Source organism: Kitasatospora sp. NPDC058184 (assembly GCF_042883725.1).
In the GTDB taxonomy this organism is placed as follows: Bacteria; Actinomycetota; Actinomycetes; order Streptomycetales; family Streptomycetaceae; genus Kitasatospora.
The window spans coordinates 479,064-500,069 of sequence record NZ_JBHVVE010000003.1 but is presented as its reverse complement, the minus strand read 5'-3'; the positions used below and the strand labels follow the sequence as shown (position 1 = coordinate 500,069).

Here is a 21,006-nt window from a genome sequence, read left to right as displayed (position 1 = left end):
GGTCGGCCGAATTGTTCGTAGGGAACAAAAACGTGAGCCATGCAATCAGGAGGGCCGGCGAACCGGTCCTGGACGGGACGACGGTCACCGCGCTTCGGTCCGCGCTGGCGGCCACCGCCGACGAGGTCGTCCGGGCGATCATCGACGAGGTCCCGCCCTATGCCAACGCGCTCTCGGGCCGCATGGGCGCGACCATCCGCCGGGCCGTGCGCACCGCCCTGGGGCACTACCTGGACCTCGCCGGCGGGAACGCCACGGCCGGCGACGCCGGTGACGCGGCCTACGAGCTGGGCCGCGGCGAGGTGCGCGACGGCCGTTCGATGGACGCGCTGCTCAGCGCCTACCGCGTCGGCGCCCGGGTGGCATGGCGGTGCCTGGCAGCGGGCGCCGTACCCGCAGGTCTGCCCGCCGCCGAGGTCGCCAAGTTCGCCGAACTGACCTTCGCCTACATCGACGAGCTCTCCGCCGCGAGCGCCGCCGGCCACGCCGACGAACTGGCCGCCCGGGGCCGGGCCCACGAGCGCCACCTGGAACACCTGGCCCGCGACCTCCTCGCCGATGCGAGCCCGGACGTACTGCTGGACTCTGTTCAACGAGCCGGGTGGCAGCCCCCCGTCTCGCTGACCGCGGTCCTGCTACCTGCCTCCCAGGCCCGGCCTGCCTACCGCGCGCTCGACCCGAGCACGCTCGTCCTCGACGATCTGCCCGACGCCACCGGAGTGCTGCTCGTCCCCGACGCCGACCGCCCCCACCTCTTGCGGCAGCTGGCCGACCGCACCGCCGTGGTCGGCCCGGCACGGCCATGGGCTCGTGCGTCCGCCTCGTACGCACGAGCCGTCCGTGCGTGGTCCCTCTCCTCTGACTCTGCTGGGATTCGCGACACCGAGGACCACCTGCCCGAGTTGGTACTGAGTGCCGACATGGACGCGTTCGCCGACCTGCGCAACCGGGCCCTCGCGCCGTTGCGGACCGTGCCCGCCGCGACCGCACGGCGGCTGGAGGAGACGCTGCGGGCGTGGCTGCTGCACCAGGGCAGGCGGGACGAGGTGGCGGCGGCGCTGTTCGTCCATCCTCAGACGGTCCGGTACCGGATGTCGCAACTGCGGGAACTGTTCCCGGATCTCGCCTCGCCAGACCGGATCCTCGAACTCACCCTGGCGGTGGGCCTGCGCGCCGGTTGACACGTACACCCGGCAGGGCCCGCCCGGACCTCGGCGACGAGACGGCCGCCACTAGTTCCCGCCGCTGACACCGAGTCGGCATCGCCGGTGCCGGAGCGCGGGCGGACGAGGACGGGGAGGGAACCGGTGCGGCGGAGCCGTGGTCTCCGCACCGGATGGCGGCTCGCGCTGTCAGGGGGTGTCGCCCGCCCGTCCCAGCGGAACGGATCCCCGGGGCGGGGCCCGTAGCGGGCGCGCCCGCCGGCGCCGTACCGGCCGATCTCGGTGGCCAGCGCGGCACCGTCGGCGAGCTGCTCCGTGTCCCAGCCTGTGACGTCCAGGAGCAGGCCGTCGAGCGGGCCGCCGACGAGCTCGCAGTACACACACCCCGGCCGCGGGCCGGGGACGGGGTCGTCGTGGTCGGTTCCGTAGGCCCGGCCCCGCAGCAGCGTCTCGTCGTCCATGGATGCGTCTGGTCCCGGTGTGGTGGTCCATGCCCGCGCCCGGTCCCGCGACCCGATGGTGCGGCGGTGGCCGGTCAGGAGGTGATCACCTCCAGGACGGGGTGGAAGGTGGTGTGGCTGCGGGCGTCGAGGTTGACGGCGAGGCCGACGGTGGCGAGGGGCTGGAAGAGGGCCAGGGTGAGGGAGGGGTTGCCCGGGGTGACGGCGGGGGTGACGTCGAGGGGGATCCAGTCGGGTGTGGTGGAGATCCGGCCGGTGCCGAGGGGTTGGGCCAGGCCGGGGGCGTTGGCCCAGGTGACGGCGGGTTCGGTCCAGGGGGTGGGGGCGGTGGTGAAGGCCTGGAGGGTGGCGAGGGTGCCCCCGGAGTCGGCGACCGCGCCGTGGACCCAGAGGACGGCGCGGCGGACGGTGCCGGGGACGGCGGTGGTGTCGAAGGCGAGGAGGGCGCGCCGGCTGAAGCCGCTGTCGGTGGTGTTGGTGTTCTTGACCGTCAGGGTGGTGGCGGTGCCGTAGTTGGTGGTGGCGTAGGAGCCGTCGCGGACGTAGCTGTCCTGGGTGGGGTCGAGCAGGGTCGCGGTGGCGGTCGCCGGGGCGCCGGAGGCGGTGGTGAGGGTGATGGTGCGGCCGGCGCCCTGGGTGCCGCCGAGCTCCACCAGGAGGGTCACCGCGCCCTCGGTGGAGAGCACACTGACGCCTTCGGCGGCCTCGGTGGGGCGGCCCGTGCCGGCGAGGGTGAGCGTGACGGTGGCGGCCCGGCGGGAGGGGTCGGCGACGGTGACGGTGCGGGTGCTGTCGGTGTCGCGGACCAGCACCGAGCAGGGGGCGGAGGCGGTGAGCGGCCCGGCCGTGCCGGCGGCGAAGAAGTTGGCGGCGGTGACACCCGAGGCGGAGTCGGATATCGCCTGGACCGTACGGGAGTTGGCGAGGGTGGTGACGGTGGGGGCGGCCGCCCGGGCCGCGGTGGCCGCGGCGGTCGCGCCGGGCAGCACCTGGTACTCGTACCCGGCGTCGGTGGGGTTGGTGCCGTGGTCGAACCAGAGGGTGAGGTAGCGGCGGGTGAGCTGCTCGGTGGATCCGCCGGTGTTGATGTCGTGCCAACTGCCGGTGCGGGCCTCGCGCTTCGCCCGCAGGGTGGTGCCGGCGGGCAGGACGTAGCCGCCGAAACCCGCGACGGCGACGGCGCGGGCGCCGTCGAGGCGCTGGGACCAGCCTAGGGTGGTGGGCTGGGCGGCGCCGTCCACGGTGAGGGCGTGGGTGCCGGCGGGGCCGAGGTTGCGGTTGTCGACGACGGTCTCCACCGGGGTGCCGTCGGTGCAGCTGATGCCCGCGCCGAGGCAGACCACCGCATCGTCCAGCAGGAACCAGGACTTGCGTCCGGTCAGGGTGGAGGAGAGGCCGCGCAGGTCCTGGCCGACGGCGGCGTAGGTGCCGTCGGTGGCGCCGCCGGCCCAGGTGGAGTCCGGGCGGGGTGCGCCCCAGGTGCCGCCGGCGGCGTCGGCGAGCGGCTTGGCGGAGACGGTGGTGCCGGGCAGGCGGTACGGGTCCACGGTGGGCCAGAAGGCGTCCGAGTACTGGCCGTTGCCGAAGGTGGCACCCCACCAGGAGAGCATGCCGTTGTTGGTGTGCCAGCCGCGCAGGTGCTCGCCGTTGCCGGTCTCGTAGAAGGTGGTGCGGGCGGAGCAGAGGCTGAGCGAGGCGGCCCAGCCGGAGCGGCGGACCACGGCGCGGTCCATCGCGAACACCCGGGCGCCGAGCGGCTCGGGGGCGGCGGCGGTGGCGGAGTTCAGGAGGGCCTGGGCACGGGCGAGCTCGGGGACGTCGAGGTAGGCGTTGGAGAGGTAGGGCAGGTAGTGGTCACGGGTGAGCCAGCCCTTCACGGCGGAGCGCCAGGCGGCGGACTGGGCGGCCGGGGCGGCGCCGGAGTCGGCGAGGCGCAGGATGTGGCCGATCAGGGTGTGGCCCCGGACGTGGTCGTCCTGCTGGAGCTGGAGCTGGTCGCCGCTCTGGCGGCCCCGGCTGACGGCCCGCCCGCTCACGGCGTCCATCACCAGGCCGTTGTAGAGGAAGGGCGCGTAGGCGTCGGTGACGGCGTCGAAGACGTTCTGCCGGGACGGGTCGGAGATCTGCCAGGCGGAACCGGCCAGCAGGGCGAAGAGCCTGCTCAGGCCACCGAGCAGCACCTCCCCGTAGGAGCCGGTGTACGGCACCCAGGTGTGCTGGACGAAGGAGCCGTCGGCGTACAGGCCGTCGCCGGCCAGGACGTACGGGAAGACCGGGGAGAGCGCGGTGGTGGCGGTGGTGAGCTTGGCGGAGGTACGGCCCAGCACTCCGCGCAGGGCCAGGACGCGGCACAGGTCCACCCGGTTGCCGCCGGTGCTGGTGCCCGTGTAGCTCGACACCAGGGAGTCGGGGACCTGGCGGTCCACGGCGGCGAGCAGGGCGGAGAGCCGGGTGGGCGGCAGGAGGTCGTGGGCCAGGACGCAGGTGTCGAGGAGGGCCTGCGGGGTGCCGATCTGCCAGTCCCACCAGTTGCCGTAGGCGGTGGCCGTGGGGGTGTAGGCGCCGGTGGTGGTGTTGAGGTGGTTCAGGCCGGTGGTGATCGCGGTGGCCAGGGCCTGGTCACCGGTCAGACCGGTGCCGGGCTGCGCCCAGGCCATGGCCAGGGTGCGCAGGCGGGTGTGGGAGGCGGTGACGTTCGCCGAGGCGGTGCCCAGGGGGAGGTCCGGCCAGAGGGACGTGGAGGTCGGGGCCATGGCCTGGAGCTGGGTGCGGGCCCGGTCGCCGAGGGCGGCGAGGGTGGTGGCGTAGGGGGCCGTGGCCGGGTCGAAGCCGGTGCCGGTGAGCAGGTCGAGCCAGCGCAGGCGCAGGGTGTCGTAGGCGTCGGCCGCGGCCGTGGCGGGGGTGGGGAGGGCACCGAGGGTGAGGGCGGTGGTGCCGATGGCGGCGAGTCGCAGCAGGCGGCGGCGGGAGAGCAGGGCGGGGTTCGGCGCGGCGGTCATGGGGGGAGCTCCTCCTGGGAGGTGGGGGCCGGGCGGGACGACGGTGGGCGTCTTCGGTATGACCTCGCCGTCGGCGCTCGGGTGGAGGTGCTCGGGTGGAGGTGCTCGGGTGGAGGTGCTCGGCGCGGGCCTTCTCGGCCGCGTGGTCCGGATCGCGGGAGGCCTTCCACGTCGTCAGACGGTGAAAGGAGGCGCCGCGCGGGCCAGTCGGGCGCCGGCGGCGGTGAGCCAGTGGGCCGCCCGGTGGCGGGCGTCGGCCGGGTCCCCGGACAGCCCGGTGAGGGTGAGCGCACCGGGGTCGGAGGCCTCCCCGGCGACGACCCGGGCGGGGACGCCGGCCCGCTCCGCGCGGGCGAGGACCTCGCCGACCGCCTTGCCGAGCAGGCTGGTGCGGTCGAAGCGGCCCTCGCCGGTGATCACCAGGCCGGCCCCGGTGAGGGCTTCGTCGAGGCCGGTCAGCTCGGCCACCGCCGCCGCGCCGGGGACCACCTGCGCACCCCAGGCGGTCACCAGGCCGTAGGCGGTGCCGCCGGCCGCGCCGGAGCCGGGGAGGGCCGGGTCGCCCCCGAGCAGGTCGGCGAAGCGGCGCAGCCCCGCCTCCAGGACGGCGATCCGGGCCGGGTCGGCACCCTTCTGCGGCCCGTAGACGGCGGCCGCCCCGGTGGGGCCGAGCAGCGGGTTGGTCACGTCAGTCAGCAGCCGGACGCCGCCGGGCGGGGCGGCGCGCAGGGCGGTGCGGTCGAGCCGGGCGGCCCGGGTGAGGGCGCCGCCGCCGTCCGGGAGGTCGGCGCCGGTGTCGTCCAGCAGCCGCAGGCCGAGGGCGGCCAGCAGCCCGGCGCCGCCGTCGGTGGACGCGGAGCCGCCGAGTGCGACGGTCACCTGCCGCGCGCCGGCGTCCAGTGCGGCGGCGATGGTCTCGCCCGTGCCGCGGGTGCCGGCGGTGAGCGGGGCGAGGGCGCCGCCGAGCAGCGGCAGGCCGCCGGTGTCGGCGAGTTCGACCAGCGCGGTGCCGTCCGGCAGCAGCGCGTAGCGGCCGGTGACCGGCCCCCCGTCGGGGCCGGTGCAGTCGGGGACCGGGTACGGGACGGCGCCGGGGAGGGCGGCCGCGAGCGCGTCGAGGGTGCCCTCCCCGCCGTCGGCCATCGGACGGAGCAGCAGCTCGTCGTCCGGCCGCACCGAGCGCCAGCCGGCGGCCAGCGCCAGGGCGGCGTCCCGGGCGGTGACGGTGCCCTTGAAGGAGTCGGGCGCGACGACGACTCTCACGGCGAGGCCAGGTGCGTCAGGTGCCGCTCGATCAGGGTGCGCAGCGTCAGCTCGCCCGGGGTGTCCCAGATCTCCTGGTTGAAGATCTCGACCTCGATCCAGCCCTCGTACCCGGCGGCGGTGACCAGGTCGGTGAGGGTGCGGAAGTCGATGTGGCCGTCACCGACGTGGCCCCGGCCGAGCAGGGCGTCGGCGGGCAGCGGCAGGGTCCAGTCGCACACCTGGTAGGAGGCGATCCGGCCCTCTCGACCGGCGCGGGCGATCTGCTCGGGCAGTGCCGGGTCCCACCAGACGTGGTAGCTGTCGACGACGACGCCGACCTGCCGGGCGGGGTACGGGGCGGCGAGGTCGAGCGCCTGGGCCAGGGTGGAGACCACCGCCCGGTCGGCGCAGAACATCGGGTGCAGTGGCTCGATCGCCAGTCGCACACCGAAGTCGCCCGCGTGCGTGGCGAGTTCGGCGAGCAGGTCGGCGACGGCGGCGCGGGCGCCGACCAGGTCGCGGCTGCCGGCCGGCAGGCCGCCGACGACCAGGACCAGGGTGTCGGTGCCGAGTTCGGCGGCCTCCTCGATGGCCTGGAGGTTGTCGGCGAGCGCGGCCCGGCGCCGCTCGGGGCCGTCGGCGGTGAGGAAGCCGCCCCGGCAGAGGCTGCTGACGGCGAGTCCGGCGTCCCGGCACAGCTTCGCGGAGCGGGCCAGGCCGGTTTCGGCGACCTTGTCGCGCCAGAGCCCGATGGCCGGGATGCCGGCGTCCACGCAGCCCCGCACGGCCTCCGGAAGGCTCCAGCCCCGGGTGGTGATCTGGTTGAGCGACAGCCTCGCGAGGCCGTTCGCCGCGCCGGCGCCGCTCATGCCGCCACCCCCGCGACGGCGAGCAGCCGGCGCATCCGGTCGGCCGCGAGATCCGGGTCGGGGAGCACGGCGGCGGCGTCCGCGAGCCGGAACAGTTCCACCAGGTGGGGCACCGAACGTCCGCTCTGCGCGCCGCCCACCATGGTGAAGTGGTCCTGGTGGCCCGCCAGCCAGGCGAGGAAGACCACGCCGGTCTTGTAGTGGAAGGTCGGCGCGGCGAACAGGTGCCGGGCCAGCGGCACGGTCGGCGCGAACAGCTCCTCGTAGCGGTCGAGGTCGCCCTCGTCGAGCGCCCGCAGCGCCGCCGCGGCGGTGGCCGCGATCGGGTCGAAGACGCCCAGCAGGGCGTGGCTGTGGCCGTGTTCGTCGCCGCGGATCAGCTCGGGGTAGTGGAAGTCGTCGCCCGTGTACATCCGCACGCCGGCCGGCAGCGCGCGGCGCAGCGCGATCTCCCGGTCGGAGTCCAGCAGGGAGACCTTGATGCCCTCGATCCGGTCGGCGTGCGCGCCGATCAGCTCCAGTACGGTCGCGGCGGCCGGGTCGGGGTCGGCGGAGCCCCAGTAGCCGGCCAGCGCCGGGTCGAACATCTCGCCGAGCCAGTGCAGCAGCACCGGCCGCTCGCAGGCGGCGATCAGCTTGCCGTAGACCTCCAGGTAGTCCTCCGGGCCGCGCGCGGCGGCGGCCAGGGCGCGGCTGGCCATCAGGATCGGCTGCGCGCCGGCCTCCTGGACGACGGTCAGCTGCTCCTCGTAGGCGGCGCGGACGGTGTCCAGCGGGTGGGGGCCGGGAGCGAGCTGGTCGGTGCCGACGCCGCAGGCCAGCAGGCCGCCGCAGGCGCGGGCCTCGGCCCCGGAGCGGGTGATCAGCTCGCGGGTGGCCGGCCAGTCGAGGCCCATGCCGCGCTGGGCGGTGTCCATCGCGTCGGCCACGCCGAGGCCCAGCGACCACAGGTGTCGGCGGAAGGCGAGGGTGGCGTCCCAGTCGACGGCGGCGGGTGCGCCGGGGGCGTTGTCGCCCAGCGGGTCGGCGACCACGTGGGCGGCGGCGAAGGCCGTCCGGGAGCGGGCGGGGGCGGGCGGGGCGGGCAGGACGGCGGGCTCGCGCAGCCGGAGCCGGCCGTGGCCGGGCAGGTGGATCTCGGTCATGGTGTCAGCGCATTCGTCTCGTCGGCGGGCGGCTGCGGGGCGCTCGGGTCTCCCCGGCGGCCGGGTGCTCGGTGGCCGGCCCGGATGCGGCCGGCGGCCGTCACAGGGACAGCTCGGGGACGTCCATCCGGCGTCCCTCGCGGGCGGAGCGCAGGCCGAGTTCGGCGAGCTGCACGCCCTTGGCACCCTCCAGCAGGTCCCAGTGGTACGGGGAGCCGGTGGTCACGTGGCGCAGGAAGAGCTCCCACTGTGCCTTGAATCCGTTGTCGAACTCCTCGTTGTCCGGCACCCGCTGCCACTGCGCGCGGAACGGCTCGGTCGCCGGCAGGTCCGGGTTCCAGACCGGCTTGGGGGTCGCCGCGCGGTGCTGGAAGCGGCACTCGCGCAGCCCGGCGACCGCGCTGCCCTCCGTGCCGTCGACCTGGAACTCCACCAGTTCGTCGCGGTCCACCCGGACCGCCCAGGAGGAGTTGATCTGGGCGGTGATGCCGCCCTCCAGCTCGAAGACGCCGTACGCGGCGTCGTCGGCGGTGGCCCGGTAGACCTGCCCGCGCTCGTCGGTGCGCTCGGGGATGTGGATGGCGGTGTGCGCGTACACGGAGCGGACGGGGGCGATGATGCCGTCCAGCACGTAGCGCCAGTGCGGGAACATGTCGAGGACCATGCCGCCGCCGTCCTCGGCGCGGTAGTTCCAGGACGGCCGCTGGGCCTGCTGCCAGTCGCCCTCGAAGACCCAGTAGCCGAACTCGCCGCGCACGGAGAGGATCCGGCCGAAGAACCCGCCGTCCACCAACCGCTTGAGCTTGCGCAGGCCGGGGAGGAAGAGCTTGTCCTGGACGGCGCCGTTGCACACCCCGGCGTCGCGGGCGAGGCGGGCGAGGTCGAGCGCGGCCTCCAGCGACTCGGCGGTGGGCTTCTCGGTGTAGATGTGCTTGCCGGCGGCGATCGCCGTGCGCAGCGCGGTCTCCCTGGCGGGGGTGACCTGGGCGTCGAAGTAGATCTCGGCGAGCGGGTGGGCGAGGGCCTCGTCGAGCGAGGTGGTCCAGTGGGTGAGGCCGTGCCGGTCGGCGAGGTCCTTGAGCTTGTCGGCGCTGCGGCCGACCAGGATCGGCTCGGGCCACAGCGTGTCGCCGTCGCCGAGCGGCAGGCCGCCCTGGTCGCGGATGGCGAGGATGGAGCGGACCAGGTGCTGGCGGTAGCCCATCCGGCCGGTGACGCCGTTCATGACGATGCCGATCACCCTGCGGGGCATGGGGTTCTCCGATTCGTTGCTGGTGCGGGGAGCACGTGGTGCGAGGGACGTGCTGAGAGGAGCGTGCTGCGGGGCCGCGCGGCACGGGGGCGCGGCGCGGGGTCACGCGGTGCGGTGTCCGTCCTCGGCGAGGACGGGGTGGGCGAACGGATGCCCGGCGGTGTAGCGGGCGAGCTCGTCGGCGGCGGCGGCCGCCATCCGGTGCAGCTCGCCGCCGAGCGAGCCGGCCACGTGGGGGGTGAGGAAGACGTTCGGCAGCTCGTAGAGCGGGGAGTCGGCGGGCAGCACCTCCGGCTCGGTGACGTCGATGACGGCGTCGAGGCGTCCGGAGGCGGCCTCGCGCACCAGTGCTTCCTGGTCGACCAGGGAGCCGCGCGAGGTGTTGACCAGGGTGGCGCCGTCGCGCATCAGGGCGAGCCGGCGGCCGTCGATCAGGTGCCGGGTGGCCGGCAGTTCGGGGGCGTGCACGCTCACCACGTCGGAGGCCGCGCAGAGTTCGTCCATCTCCACGGCGCGGGCGCCGAGCCGGGCGGCCTCGGCGGGGTCGACGTACGGGTCGTGGAGCAGCAGGTCCAGGTCGTGCGGGCGCAGCAGTTCCATCACCCGCCGGCCGATCCGGGAGGCGCCGACGATGCCGACGGTGCGCCGGTAGTTGCCGGCCGCCCCGTACGCCAGCTGCCAGTCGTAGGGGGCGCGGCGGCGCCGGTACTCCTCACGGATCGGCAGCAGCCGCTTGTTGGCGAGCAGGACGACGGCGACGGTGTACTCGGCGACCGGCAGGGCGTTGGCCCAGGCCGCGGAGGTGACCTTGAGGCCGTGGCGCCAGCAGGCGTCGGTGACGTGGTGTTTGACCGAGCCGGCGGCGTGGATGACGGCGCTCAGCCGCGGGGCGGCGGCCAGCACCTCCTCGTCGATCGGCGGGCAGCCCCAGCTGGAGACGATCACCTCGGCGTCGGCGAGCGCCGCGCGGGCCTCGGGGGTGGTGAAGTCGTCAAGGACGAGTGCCGGGTCGAGGTCCGCCAGGGCGGTGAGCCGGGCCATGGTGTGCGGGTCGATCAGGCGCCCGGCGAGCTCGCGGTGCATGGCGAGGACGGCGCGGGGGCGGCTGGCGGGCCGGCCGTCGGGCACGGTGGTCTCCCGGTCGGGCGTAGGGGCGGGCGTGGTGGCGGTGCCGGTCGCGGCGGTGGCGGGGTTCGGGCTCACTTGACGCTCCCCGCGGTCAGGCCGGCCTTCCAGTGCCGCTGGAGCAGCACCAACGCGAGGACGAGCGGCACGACGGCGAGCAGCGAGCCGGTGATGACCAGCGGGTAGTACTCGGGGAAGGCCTTGGTCTGGGCGTTCCAGCTGAACAGGCCGAGGCTGACCGGGAAGAGCCGGCTGTCGGAGAGCATCACCAGCGGCAGGAAGAAGTTGTTCCAGATGGCGGTGAACTGGAACAGCAGGACGGTGACGAAGCCGGGCATCACCATCCGCAGCCCGATCGACCAGAAGGTCCGCAGCTCCCCGGCGCCGTCCATCCGGGCGGCCTCCAGGACCTCGTTCGGCACGTAGCCGGCGCAGAACACCCGGGCCAGGTAGACGCCGAAGGGGTTGACCAGCGAGGGCAGGAAGACCGCCCAGAAGGTGTTGACGATGCCGAGCTCGGAGGCCAGCAGGTACATCGGCAGGGCGAGCGCGGTGGTGGGCACCAGCACGCCCAGCAGTACGAGGCCGAACACCTTCTCCTTGCCGGGGAAGCGGTAGACGTGGAAGGCGTAGCCGGCCGCGACGCACACCAGCGCGCACAGCAGCGAGCCGATCCCGGCGTACAGCAGCGAGTTCAGGTACCAGCGGAAGTAGATGCCGCCGCCGGTGGTGGCCAGGTCGTGCAGGTTCTGGCCGAGCCGGAAGTTGTCGGCGCCCAGGGCGTTGCCGCCGAGCAGGTCGGCGGTGTTCTTGGCGGAGGCGGTGAGCAGCCAGCCGAGCGGCCACAGGGTGTAGACGGTGGCCAGGACCAGGGTGCCGTTGACGGCGGTCTTGGAGAGTGTCCAGGGGCGGCGCGGCCGGGCGGCGCGGGCCGGGCGGCGGGGCGGGGCGCCGCTGGGGCGGGTGGCGGTGGTGGTCATGCGTCGGCCTCCCGCCGGCGGTCGGAGCGGCCCCGGGTGAGCCGGGTGACGGCGAAGGAGAGCCCCGCCGCGGCGAGGGCCAGCAGCACCGAGGCGGAAGCGGCGAGCCCGTAGTCGTGGCGTTCGAAGGCGGCCGTGTAGGCGTACATGTTCGGGGTCCAGGAGGAGGTGACGCCCGGTGAGGTGCCGTAGAGGATCATCGGCTCGGTGAACAGCTGGAGCGAGCCGATGACGGTGAACAGGCCGACCATGGCGATCGAGGGCCGGATCAGCGGCACCTTGATGTTCAGGGCGGTGCGCAGCTCCCCGGCGCCGTCGACGACGGCGGCCTCCAGCACGGAGCGGTCGACGGCCTGCAGCGCGGCGTAGAAGATGACCAGGTTGTAGCCGGTCCACTGCCACAGCGCCATGTTGACGACGGCGGGCAGCGGGTGGCCGAGCGGGTCGGGCTGGGTGCCCAGGGACTCCAGTGCGTCCAGTACGGGGCTGATGCCGGGGGTGTAGAGGTACATCCACAGCAGCGCGGCGATGATGCCGGGCACGGCGTGCGGGATGAACAGCGCCAGTTGGAAGAAGCGCCGGGCGCGGGCCAGCGTGGAGTCCAGCAGCAGGGCCAGGACGAGTGCCAGGCCGGTCATCAGCGGGATGTAGATCAGGCAGTACTGGGCGGCGGTCAGGAAGCCGCCGCGGAAGGCCGCGTCCGACAGTGCCCGGGTGTAGTTGCCGAGCCCGGTGAAGACCGTCTCGGCGTCGCCGAAGCCGAGGCCGGAGCGGTGTTCGGTGAAGAGGCTGAGCCGGATCGCGTAGCCGATCGGGATCAGCGTGCAGGCGGTGAAGAGCAGGAGGAACGGGGCGAGCAGCACGGCCGGTGCCCCGTACCGCCCGCGCCACCGGCCGGCGGTGGCGCGGGCGGTACGGCCTGGATGGGTGCCGGTGGTCACTGGGCGACCTTCAGTCCGCGGTTCTTGAACTCGGCGAGGGTGGCCTGCTGCGCGGCGGTGAGCGACTCGTCGATGGTGCCGGTCCGGCCGGCGACCTTGCCGAAGGAGTCCTTCAGCGAGCCGTTGGTGACGCCCATCGCCGGGCCCCAGGTCCAGCCCGGCTTGACGGACTTGGCGGCGTCCGCGTAGAGGGCGTAGAGGTCCTGGCCGCCGTAGAAGTCGGTGTTGAAGGCCTGCTTGGCGGCCGGCACGAGCTCGGTGGCGGCCGGGTAGGCGGAGGAGGTGCCGGAGGAGATCCGGGCCTTGAAGCCGTCCGCGGTGGTGGTCGCCCAGGTGGCGAACTCGACGGCGGCCTTGGCCTTCTTGCTGTCCTTGGACACGGCGAAGGTGGTGCCGCCGAGCATGCCGCTGGCGGGGCTGCCGTCCCAGCTGGGCATCGGCGCGGCCGCCCAGGTGCCGTTGACCTCGGGGGCGGTGCCGAGGTTGGCCTTCAGGACGCCGCCGCCCCAGGTGGCTCCGAGGTAGCCGGCCGTCTCGCCCTTTTGCAGGGAGGCGGTCCACTGCTGGCTGAAGGACGGCATGACGCGCACGAGGTCCTCGTCGGCCAGCTTCTGCCAGTAGTCGGCGACCTTGCGGGTCTCCGGCCCGGTCAGGTCGGCCTTCCAGGCCTCGTCGGCGGCGGCGAACCAGTGGGCGCCGTTCTGCCAGGCCATCGCCTCGAAGGTGGTCGGGTCGTCGGGGAAGAAGGTGGCGATGCGGGTGTCGGGCTGGGCGGCCTTCAGCTGCTGCGCCGCGGTGCGGAACTCGTCCCAGGTCTTGGGGACGGTGATGCCGGCCTTGGCGAAGAGGTCCTTGCGGTAGTAGAAGACCTGGGGGGAGGCGTCCAGCGGCAGGGCCCAGGTGCGGCCGCCGAGCGAGGTGAGTTCGACGGCCTGCGGCAGGTACTTGGCCTTGAGGTCGCCGTCGACCAGCTTGCTGATGTCCTGGACGGCGCCCTGGCTGACGAAGTCCGGCAGCTGCGGGTACTCGACGTTGAAGACGTCGGGGGCGTTGCCGGCCTTCACCGCGTTGGAGAGCTTGGCGTAGCCGCCGGCCGCGCCGGCCGGGATCTCCTCGAAGACGACCTGGATGTTCGGGTGGCTCGCGTTGAACGCGGCGACCACGTCCTTGGTGCCCTTCGCCCAGCCCCAGAAGGTCAGGCTGACCGGCTTGCCGTCGTCCGCGGCGGTGGCCGCCGCCCCGTCGCCGCTGCTGCCGCAGGCGGCGAGCAGGGTGACGCAGAGCGCGGCCGAGGTGGCCGCGGCGGCGGTGCGGAGGGCTCTGCGCCGGGAGAGGGGGGTCGAGCGCATCGGTGGGCTCCTTAGGACGAGGGTGCACAGGGCCCGGAAACGGTCGGCTCCGGCCGGGACCCGCAGAGGGTGGGGGCGATTGGCTGTCATCCTGAGCAGATAGGCGATCGGAGTCAAGAGATTTGGATCAAATGATCTGACATGATCGACCTGCCGGGCTTCCGAAGCCGCCCTCGCGATCACTGGAATGCCGGAAAATCGGGGCAATACGCTGCCACGGCGACAACATCACAATCCGATCAAGCCGCTCATTTGATCGCTCCAGCTTGACGAACGATCAGGCACTACCTAGATTCCGGCCCACCACCCGATCACGGAGGACCTCATGCGCCTGCCCCCGGAGGACCGCGACCTCAGCCCGCACACCGGCTGGACCAGGGAGCACTGGGAGGCGGTGGCCGACGGCCTGCTGACCGCGGTCCTCCCCCACGCCAGTCCCGCCGGGGCGCTGATCGACCTGCCCGGCCCCCGCCCGAGCCGCTCCGGGCGCCGCTCCGACGCCCTGGAGGGCTTCGCCCGCACCTTCCTGCCCGCCGCCCTGCGGGTGGCCGGCGCGGGCGGCACCGATCCGCACGGCCTGCTGGCGCACTACGCCGCCGGACTCGACGCCGGCACCCGCACCCCCACCGGCGAGCGCGACCTCGCCGACGGCGACCGCGAGTCCTGGCCGCTGATCACCGACCGGGGCCAGGCCATGGTCGAGGCCGCCTCCATCGCCTTCGCCCTGCGCCTGACCCGCCCCTGGCTCTGGGACCGGCTGTCCGGGCCCGTCCGCGACCGGGTCGGCCGCTGGCTCGCCGACGCCCTGCACCGCGTGCCCAACGACAACAACTGGCAGCTCTTCCCGCTGTCCGTCGGCGGCTTCCTCGCCGAGGCCGGCATCGCCGAACCCGAGGCCCGCGCCGCCGTCCGCCGCGGGCTGGAGCACATCGACCGCTGGTACCTCGGCGACGGCTGGTACACCGACGGCCGCCCCCGCGCCTTCGACCACTACAACGGCTGGGCCCTGCACCTGTACCCCGTCCTGCACGCCCACCTCGCCGGCGACCGGGCCCTGGGCGCCGTGTACGGCGAGCGCCTCGCCGCCCATCTGGCCGGCTACGCCCACACCTTCGGGGCCGACGGCGCGCCCGTCCACCAGGGCCGCTCGCTCACCTACCGCTTCGCCGCCACCGCCCCGCTCTGGGCCGGGGCTCTGACCGGCCACACCCCGCTCGCCCCCGGCACCACCCGCCGCCTCGCCTCCGGCGCCCTGCGCCACTTCCTCGACCGCGGCGCCGTCGACGACCGGGGCCTGCTCACCCTCGGCTGGCACGGACCCGACCTCCGGCTCGTCCAGGTCTACTCCGGCCCCGCCTCCCCGTACTGGGCCGGCAGCGCCTTCCTCGGCCTGCTGCTCCCGCCCGGCCACCCGGTGTGGACCGCGCCGGAGGGACTCGCACCCGTCGAGGAGCGCGACACCGTCCTCGCCCTGCACGGGCCCGGCTGGCTGGTGCAGTCCACCGCCGCCGACGGCCTGGTCCGGCTGCACAACCACGGCAGCGACGACCAGCCCGCCGACGCCGTGGGCCCGGACGACCCGTACTACGCGCGGCTCGCCCACTCCACCGCCACCGGGCCGGCCTTCGAGGGCCCCGCCGACAACCACCTCGCCCTGCTGACCGACGCCGGACCCACCGAACGCGGCCGCGTCCACCCGCTCGGCACCGGGCCCGGCTGGGCCGCCTCCCGCTGGCACCCGCGCGTCGGCGGCCGTGAACTGCCCGGCGTCACCGTCACCTCGCTCACCCTGGCCCACGGCGCCGAGGAGTTCCGGGCCCACCTGGTCACCGGCGGGCCGGCCGGCACCCCGGTCACCCAGACCGGCTGGGCCGTCGCGGGCCGGGGCGCCGGGCAGCGCGCCGGTGCCGGAGTGCGGGCCGACGGCGGGCTCGCCTCGGAGCTGCACGCCCTGCGCGGCTTCACCACCGCCGGCGCCGAGCACGTCCCCGGCGGTACCGCGTTCGGCCCCGAGGCCGCCCTGCCGGTGCTCACCGGCGAGCTTCCCGCCGACGGCCCGGCCCTGTTCGCCTGCGCCGCCCGGCTCACCGCCGTCGCGCGGCCGCCGGCGCTCGCGGACACCGTCCAGCTGACGGCCCGGCCGGACGGGCAGGACCCGGAGGCCGTCCTGCTGACCGTCCGCCTCGCCGGCGCACCGGGCCTGCGGATCCGCCTGGCACCCGCCGCCGTCACCGTCCACCCCGCCGAAGGGGACTGAACCGCCGTGCCCCTCGCCCTCGCCACCCTCGGCCTGCCCGGGACGCCGCTCGACCGGGCCGCCGCCCTCGCCGCCGAACACGGCTGGCACGGCCTCGAACTGCGCTGCGCCGACGACCAGCCGGTCCGCCTCGGGCTGGACGCGGACGAACGCCGCCGCGCCGCCCGCCTGCTGTCCACCGCCGGGGTCCTCCCGCTGACCCTCGCCTCCTACGTCGGCGTCGCCGCGCCCGGACCGGACGCGCCGGTGCTCGCCGCGCTGACCGCCCACCTGCGGCTGGCCGCCGACCTCGGCTGCCGCCACCTGCGGGTCTTCCCGCACGGCGGCCCCGGCCCGGCGGCCGAGGCCGACGAGCGCGCGGTCCGCCGCCTGCGCGCGGCGGCCCCGCGGGCGGCGGCCCTCGGCGTGCGGATCCTCGTCGAGACCCACGACTCCCACCGCGCCGGGGCAGCCCTGGCACCCCTGCTGAACCGGGTGGACCACCCCGCGGTCGGAGCGCTCTGGGACCTGCTGCACACCTGGCTGGCCGGCGAGACCCCGGCACGGACCCACCGCGCGCTCGGCCCCCACCTCGGCTACGCGCAGGTCAAGGACGTCGCCTCGGCGGACGACCTCACCCCGCTGCCGCTCGGCACCGGAGTGCTGCCGATCGCCGACTGCCTGCACCTGCTGCCGCCCGGCACCTGGGCGGCCTGGGAGTACGAGGCCCCCTGGCACCCGCGCGCCGCGCCCCTGGCACCGCGGCTGGGCAGCGGGGCGCGCCACCTGTCCGCACTGCTGCCGGGCTGAGGGCGCACACGGGTTCCTCAGGCCCTGTCCGGCCGAGGCGGCGCCGCGCCCCTCACCCCAGGGTCGCGGCGCCCGTCCGCGGGGCCGTCCGCTCGGCCCCGCAGGAAGCGCGCACGCGCAGGACCGGGAGCAGCGCCGTGCGGTGCACCGGCAGCTCGGCGCCCGCCGCCAGGCGGCGCAGCAGCAGGTCGACGGCCGCCGCGCCCACCGCGTGCTTGGGCGGGGCGACGGCGGTCAGCGGGGGCGCGGCGAGCGCGGCGAAGACGTCGTCGTAGGCGACCAGTGCCACGTCCGCGGGCACCGCCAGGCCGTGCGCGCGCAGCAGCGGCGCCAGCCGCAGCGCGTCCTGGTCGTTGTGGACGAGCAGCGCCCGGGTCCCGGACCGCGCGGCCTCGGCGATCCGTGCCACCAACGGCTCGGGATCGGCCGGCAGGTTGCCCGGCCCGAGCATGTCCAGCGCCGGCAGGTCGGGCAGTCCGAGCAGCCGGGTGCCCTCCCGGTATCCGGCCCGCACCTCGGCGGCCGTCCAGGAGTCGCCGCGGGCGGCCAGCAGCACGCTCCCGTGGCCGAGCCCGGCCAGGTGGCGCAGGGCGCTCAGGACCCCGTGCCGGTGGTCGGAGGCCACGGTGTCCAGTCCGGCCCCGGGGCCGTCCGGGGTGGGGGAACGGCGCTCCACCAGCACGGCGGGCACCGGCAGGGCGTCCAGCCAGGCGTAGTCCTCGGCCGTCCGGCCCGGGACCAGCCCCGGGGCTAGCAGCAGGCCCTCGGCTCCGGACTCCAGCAGGCGTTCGGCCTGTAGCCGGTCGCCGCCCGCCCCGTACGGGGCGATGCCCAGGACCAGCCGGGCCCCGGCGGCCGCGGCGGCGGCCCGGGCCCCGGCGATCACCTCGTCGAAGTAGGAGCCGACCGAGGGCACCAGCAGGCCGAGGGCGCGGCCCTGCCCGGGGCCGGGGGCGAGCGGCGGCCCGGCGCCGTCGTCCGGGCGTTCCAGGGAGACGAAGCCGTGCGAGCGGGAGAGCCGGCCGGCGTCGGCGAGCGCGGCGACGTCCCGGCGGACCGTCACGGCCGGGATGCCCAGCCGGTCGGCCAGCTCCGTGAGGCGGACCCGCCCGCCGAGTTCGCCGACGGCCGACACGATCAGCCTGCGGCGCTCTTCCCCCGAGATGGCCATTCCGGCCTCCATCCGTCGTGTCGGCCGACGCGTCGTCCGGAAGCGGTCAGCCGATGATATTCCGATCGAAGAGTATCGTTCGATCGGAAATTGATCAATAAAGCCGATGATCGTCGATCGATTGACCGTGCGATCACCGAACTCCTAGGGTGACCACGGTGGCCGCCGCCGATCCGCCCGCGGCCACCCGCGCAGCCGTGCGCCCGGACCCACCGAGGTCCCCGCACCCCCCTCACTCCCGCTCCCCTCCCGCGGAGGACCCGATGGCCGACCAGGCCCCCCACCCCGCCCTCACCACCGACGGCGACACCTTCCTGCGCGGCGGACGTCCGCACCGGATCGTCTCCGCCGCCGTCCACTACTTCCGCATCCGCCCCCAACAGTGGACCGACCGCCTCACCCGGCTGCGCGCCATGGGCGTCAACACCGTCGAGACCTACGTCGCCTGGAACTTCCACCAGCCCACCCCCGGCCGCGCCGACTTCACCGGCGACCGCGACCTCGCCGCCTTCGTCCGCGCCGCCGGCGACCTCGGCCTCGACGTCATCGTCCGCCCGGGCCCCTACATCTGCGCCGAATGGGAGTTCGGCGGCCTGCCCGGCTGGCTGCTCGCCGACCCCGCGATGCGGCTGCGCCGCCTCGACCCGCCCTTCCTCGCCGCCGTGGACGCCTGGTTCGACCACCTGGTGCCCGTACTGCTCCCGCTGCTCTCCTCCCACGGCGGCCCGGTGGTCGCCGTCGCCGTGGAGAACGAGTACGGCAGCTACGGCAACGACACCGCCTACCTCGAACATCTGAGGGACGCCCTGGTCGCCCGCGGCGTCGACGTCCTGCTGTTCACCGCCGACGGTGCCGAGGACGGCTTCCAGCTCGGCGGCCGGGTGCCCGGACTCCTCACCACCGGCACCTTCGGCTCCCGCCCCGAGGAGTCCCTCGCCTGCCTGCGCCGCCACCAGCCGGTCGGCCCGCTGGTCACCATGGAGTACTGGTGCGGCTGGTTCGACCACTGGGGCGCACCGCACCACGTGCGCGACGCCGAGGACGCCGCCGAGGTCCTCGACGCCCAGCTCGCCGCCGGCGCCTCCGTCAACATGTACATGGGCCACGGCGGCACCAACTTCGGATGGTGGAACGGCGCCAACCACGACGGCACGAGCTACCAGCCGGACGTCACCAGCTACGACTACGACGCCCCGGTCGGCGAAGCCGGCGAACTCACCGAGAAGTTCCACCTCTTCCGCGCGGTGATCGAACGCCACCTCGGCCCCAACCCCCACCCGCTGCCGCCGCTGCCCGCCCGCCTCGCCCCCCGCAGCGCCCCCGTCACCGCCGGCCGCCCGCTGCTCGGCGCCGGCGGCGCCCTCGGCGAACTCTCCACCGCGCACCGCCTCCCCGAGCCCCTCCCGATGGAGCGGCTCGGCCAGAACCTCGGCCTCATCCACTACCGCACCCGCCTGCGCGGCCCGCTCGCCCACGGTGAACTGCGGGTGGACGGCCTCGCCGACCGCGCCCAGGTCTTCCTCGACGGCGAACCCCTCGGCGTCCTCGACCGCAACCACCCCGAACAGGCCCTGCCGCTTCGGGTGCCCGAGGGCGGCGCCGTCCTGGAACTGCTCGTCGAGAACCTCGGCCGGATCAACTACGGCCCGCTGCTGCACGACCCCAAGGGCATCACCGGCGGTGTCCGGGTCGACCGGCAGTACCAGTTCGGCTGGGAGATACGCCCGCTGCCCCTCGACGACCTGACGGCCCTCGCCCTCGGCGCGCCCTCCACCGCCGACGGCCCCGGCTTCCACCGCGCCGAACTGACCGTCGACACCCCCGCCGACGGCTTCCTCGCCCTGCCCGGCTTCACCAAGGGCATGGTCTGGCTGAACGGCTTCGCGCTCGGCCGCTACTGGGACCGCGGCCCGCAGCGCACCCTCTACGCCCCCGCGCCGCTCTGGCGGGCCGGCGCCAACGAGCTGCTGGTCCTCGAACTCCACCGCCCGGGCGACCGCGTCGAACTGGTCGAGGGCCCCGACCTCGGCCCCGCCGTCCCCGAGGAGCGCTACGGCTCCTGACCCCTCCCGCCCCGCGGGCGCGCGCCGGCCCCCGGCCCGGGCCCGCGGGGACCCCGCACCGGCCGTCCGCCCGGTGACCGAATGGTAGGTTCCTGTCCACCTCGACAGACCGGCCCACCGACAGGGAGTGCCATGCCGATCCCGGCGGACGATCGCCGCGCCCGCATCCTCGACACGGTGCGCGGCCTGGGCACCGTCCGGGTGGTGGACCTCGCCGAGCGGCTCGGCCTGCCCGCCGTCACCGTCCGCCGGGACGTCGCGAGCCTCGCCGACGCGGGCCTGCTCCGCCGCACCCACGGCTCCGTCTCCTTCGGCGGCCCCGCGGACGCCCCCGCCCCCGTGCCGCCCCGGCCCGCCGAGGCCCCCACCCTGGGCCTGCTCGTCCCCGCCGTGGTGCAGTACTTCGACGAGGTCATCGCCGGCGCGCGCACCGCCGCTGCCGAGGCCGGCGCGCACCTGGTCCTCGGCATCTCCTCCTACGAGGCCAGCGCCGACCGCGTCCAGGTCGACCAGCTCCTCGCCTCCGGCGCCCAGGGCCTTCTGCTCGCCCCGAACTGGACCGCCGCCGACCGCCCCGAGGACCACGCCTGGGCGGCCGAACTCCCCGTCCCCGCCGTCCTGCTGGAACGACGCCCGGCCCCCGGCAGCCCCGCCGCGGCCCTCGACGCGGTCGGCTCCGACCACCGCCACGGCGTCCTGCTCGCCTTGCGCCACCTCACCTCCCTCGGCCACCGCCGGGTGGCCCTGGCGGCCCGCACCGACACCTGGACGGCCTACCAGGTCCGCCTGGGCTACACCGACGCCTGCCGCACCCTCGACCTGCCCGCCGAACCCGTCATCGACGTCCGCACCCCGGCCGCCGGCGTCGACTCCGTCGCCGCCCGGCTCGCCGAGGCGGTCGCCGACGGGGTCCGCGCCGCCCTCGTGCACAACGACCAGGACGCCCTGCAACTGCTGCCCCTGCTGCGCACCCGCGGCGTACGGATCCCCGAGGACCTCGCCCTGGTCGCCTACGACGACGTGTTCGCCGCCCTCGGCGCCCCGCCGCTGACCGCCGTGGCCCCGCCCAAGCGCGCCGTAGGCGCCGCCGCGGTGGACCTCCTGGTCCGCCGGCTGGCCGCCACCGGCCCCGCCCTGCCGGTGCACCACCTGGACCTCCTGCCGGACCTGACGGTGCGCGAGTCCTCCGGAGCCTGA

The 21,006-nt window shown here is 75.2% G+C and carries 15 protein-coding genes and 1 pseudogene; 5 read left to right on the top strand and 11 right to left on the bottom strand.

The genetic code is table 11. The annotated features are described in order from the left end of the window. Positions 1 to 32: 32 nt before the first annotated feature. Positions 33 to 1,181 (top strand): helix-turn-helix domain-containing protein, encoded by a 1,149-nt coding sequence (locus tag ACFVXH_RS08590; RefSeq protein WP_387821606.1) that lies wholly within the window; start codon positions 33 to 35, stop codon positions 1,179 to 1,181. Positions 1,182 to 1,366: 185 nt separating this feature from the next. On the opposite strand, the pseudogene ACFVXH_RS08585 reads toward ACFVXH_RS08590, so the two are convergent. The 10 genes and pseudogenes from ACFVXH_RS08585 to ACFVXH_RS08540 all read right to left on the bottom strand — a co-directional run. Next, a pseudogene (locus tag ACFVXH_RS08585) lies at positions 1,367 to 1,624 on the bottom strand (hypothetical protein); the annotation flags it as partial. Positions 1,625 to 1,698: 74 nt separating this feature from the next. After that, a complete protein-coding gene (locus ACFVXH_RS08580) occupies positions 1,699 to 4,623 on the bottom strand; it encodes a polysaccharide lyase family 8 super-sandwich domain-containing protein (protein WP_387821603.1) in 2,925 nt (974 codons plus the stop codon). Positions 4,624 to 4,797: 174 nt separating this feature from the next. Further along, on the bottom strand, positions 4,798 to 5,886 hold the full coding sequence (locus ACFVXH_RS08575; RefSeq protein WP_117484817.1) for a glycerate kinase: 1,089 nt from the start codon (positions 5,884 to 5,886) through the stop codon (positions 4,798 to 4,800). Further along, positions 5,883 to 6,737 carry a sugar phosphate isomerase/epimerase gene (locus tag ACFVXH_RS08570; RefSeq protein WP_049660487.1) on the bottom strand — a complete coding sequence of 285 codons (855 nt, stop codon included), beginning with the start codon at positions 6,735 to 6,737 and terminating at the stop codon, positions 5,883 to 5,885. Before ACFVXH_RS08570 ends, ACFVXH_RS08575 begins: the two co-directional genes overlap by 4 nt. Beyond that, positions 6,734 to 7,882, bottom strand: coding sequence for a dihydrodipicolinate synthase family protein (locus ACFVXH_RS08565; RefSeq protein ID WP_387821599.1), 1,149 nt, complete (start codon positions 7,880 to 7,882; stop codon positions 6,734 to 6,736). The genes ACFVXH_RS08570 and ACFVXH_RS08565 overlap by 4 nt, the downstream gene beginning before the upstream one ends. A gap of 100 nt (positions 7,883 to 7,982) precedes the next feature. Beyond that, positions 7,983 to 9,134, bottom strand: a complete 1,152-nt coding sequence (locus ACFVXH_RS08560; protein ID WP_049657187.1) for a Gfo/Idh/MocA family protein — start codon at positions 9,132 to 9,134, stop codon at positions 7,983 to 7,985. A 102-nt stretch (positions 9,135 to 9,236) separates the two neighbouring features. After that, on the bottom strand, positions 9,237 to 10,217 hold the full coding sequence (locus tag ACFVXH_RS08555) for a hydroxyacid dehydrogenase (RefSeq protein ID WP_387821659.1): 981 nt from the start codon (positions 10,215 to 10,217) through the stop codon (positions 9,237 to 9,239). A 116-nt stretch (positions 10,218 to 10,333) separates the two neighbouring features. Beyond that, entirely contained in the window at positions 10,334 to 11,239 is a 906-nt protein-coding gene (locus tag ACFVXH_RS08550) for a carbohydrate ABC transporter permease (protein WP_049657190.1), read from the bottom strand. Then, entirely contained in the window at positions 11,236 to 12,180 is a 945-nt protein-coding gene (locus ACFVXH_RS08545) for a carbohydrate ABC transporter permease (protein ID WP_049657191.1), read from the bottom strand. The genes ACFVXH_RS08550 and ACFVXH_RS08545 overlap by 4 nt, the downstream gene beginning before the upstream one ends. After that, positions 12,177 to 13,529: an ABC transporter substrate-binding protein gene (locus ACFVXH_RS08540; protein ID WP_079272882.1), complete on the bottom strand. Its 1,353-nt coding sequence runs from the start codon at positions 13,527 to 13,529 to the stop codon at positions 12,177 to 12,179. Before ACFVXH_RS08540 ends, ACFVXH_RS08545 begins: the two co-directional genes overlap by 4 nt. A 325-nt stretch (positions 13,530 to 13,854) precedes the next feature. Here ACFVXH_RS08540 and ACFVXH_RS08535 point away from each other — a divergent pair, with 325 nt between their 5' ends. Further along, positions 13,855 to 15,786: a DUF2264 domain-containing protein gene (locus ACFVXH_RS08535; RefSeq protein ID WP_117484825.1), complete on the top strand. Its 1,932-nt coding sequence runs from the start codon at positions 13,855 to 13,857 to the stop codon at positions 15,784 to 15,786. A gap of 6 nt (positions 15,787 to 15,792) precedes the next feature. Then, a complete protein-coding gene (locus ACFVXH_RS08530; protein ID WP_074006088.1) occupies positions 15,793 to 16,575 on the top strand; it encodes a sugar phosphate isomerase/epimerase in 783 nt (260 codons plus the stop codon). 52 nt (positions 16,576 to 16,627) lie between these two features. On the opposite strand, the gene ACFVXH_RS08525 is transcribed toward ACFVXH_RS08530, so the two are convergent. Beyond that, positions 16,628 to 17,746, bottom strand: coding sequence for a substrate-binding domain-containing protein (locus ACFVXH_RS08525; RefSeq protein ID WP_380778549.1), 1,119 nt, complete (start codon positions 17,744 to 17,746; stop codon positions 16,628 to 16,630). Between the two features lie 263 nt (positions 17,747 to 18,009). On the opposite strand from ACFVXH_RS08525, the gene ACFVXH_RS08520 reads away from it, so the two are divergent. Together ACFVXH_RS08520 and ACFVXH_RS08515 are read left to right on the top strand one after the other, a co-directional pair. Beyond that, positions 18,010 to 19,809 (top strand): beta-galactosidase family protein, encoded by a 1,800-nt coding sequence (locus ACFVXH_RS08520; RefSeq protein WP_049655682.1) that lies wholly within the window; start codon positions 18,010 to 18,012, stop codon positions 19,807 to 19,809. A 132-nt stretch (positions 19,810 to 19,941) separates the two neighbouring features. Next, positions 19,942 to 21,006, top strand: coding sequence for a substrate-binding domain-containing protein (locus ACFVXH_RS08515; RefSeq protein ID WP_387821590.1), 1,065 nt, complete (start codon positions 19,942 to 19,944; stop codon positions 21,004 to 21,006).

Bases quoted from the DNA above. Each gene is read 5' to 3' on its own strand.
- ACFVXH_RS08555 (WP_387821659.1), bottom strand. From the start codon at position 10,217: ATGCACCGCGAGCTCGCCGGGCGCCTGATCGACCCGCACACCATGGCC.
- ACFVXH_RS08560 (WP_049657187.1), bottom strand. From the start codon at position 9,134: ATGCCCCGCAGGGTGATCGGCATCGTCATGAACGGCGTCACCGGCCGG.
- ACFVXH_RS08580 (WP_387821603.1), bottom strand. From the start codon at position 4,623: ATGACCGCCGCGCCGAACCCCGCCCTGCTCTCCCGCCGCCGCCTGCTG.
- ACFVXH_RS08570 (WP_049660487.1), bottom strand. From the start codon at position 6,737: ATGAGCGGCGCCGGCGCGGCGAACGGCCTCGCGAGGCTGTCGCTCAAC.
- ACFVXH_RS08525 (WP_380778549.1), bottom strand. From the start codon at position 17,746: ATGGCCATCTCGGGGGAAGAGCGCCGCAGGCTGATCGTGTCGGCCGTC.
- ACFVXH_RS08565 (WP_387821599.1), bottom strand. From the start codon at position 7,882: ATGACCGAGATCCACCTGCCCGGCCACGGCCGGCTCCGGCTGCGCGAG.
- ACFVXH_RS08540 (WP_079272882.1), bottom strand. From the start codon at position 13,529: ATGCGCTCGACCCCCCTCTCCCGGCGCAGAGCCCTCCGCACCGCCGCC.
- ACFVXH_RS08535 (WP_117484825.1), top strand. From the start codon at position 13,855: ATGCGCCTGCCCCCGGAGGACCGCGACCTCAGCCCGCACACCGGCTGG.
- ACFVXH_RS08515 (WP_387821590.1), top strand. From the start codon at position 19,942: ATGCCGATCCCGGCGGACGATCGCCGCGCCCGCATCCTCGACACGGTG.
- ACFVXH_RS08550 (WP_049657190.1), bottom strand. From the start codon at position 11,239: ATGACCACCACCGCCACCCGCCCCAGCGGCGCCCCGCCCCGCCGCCCG.
- ACFVXH_RS08520 (WP_049655682.1), top strand. From the start codon at position 18,010: ATGGCCGACCAGGCCCCCCACCCCGCCCTCACCACCGACGGCGACACC.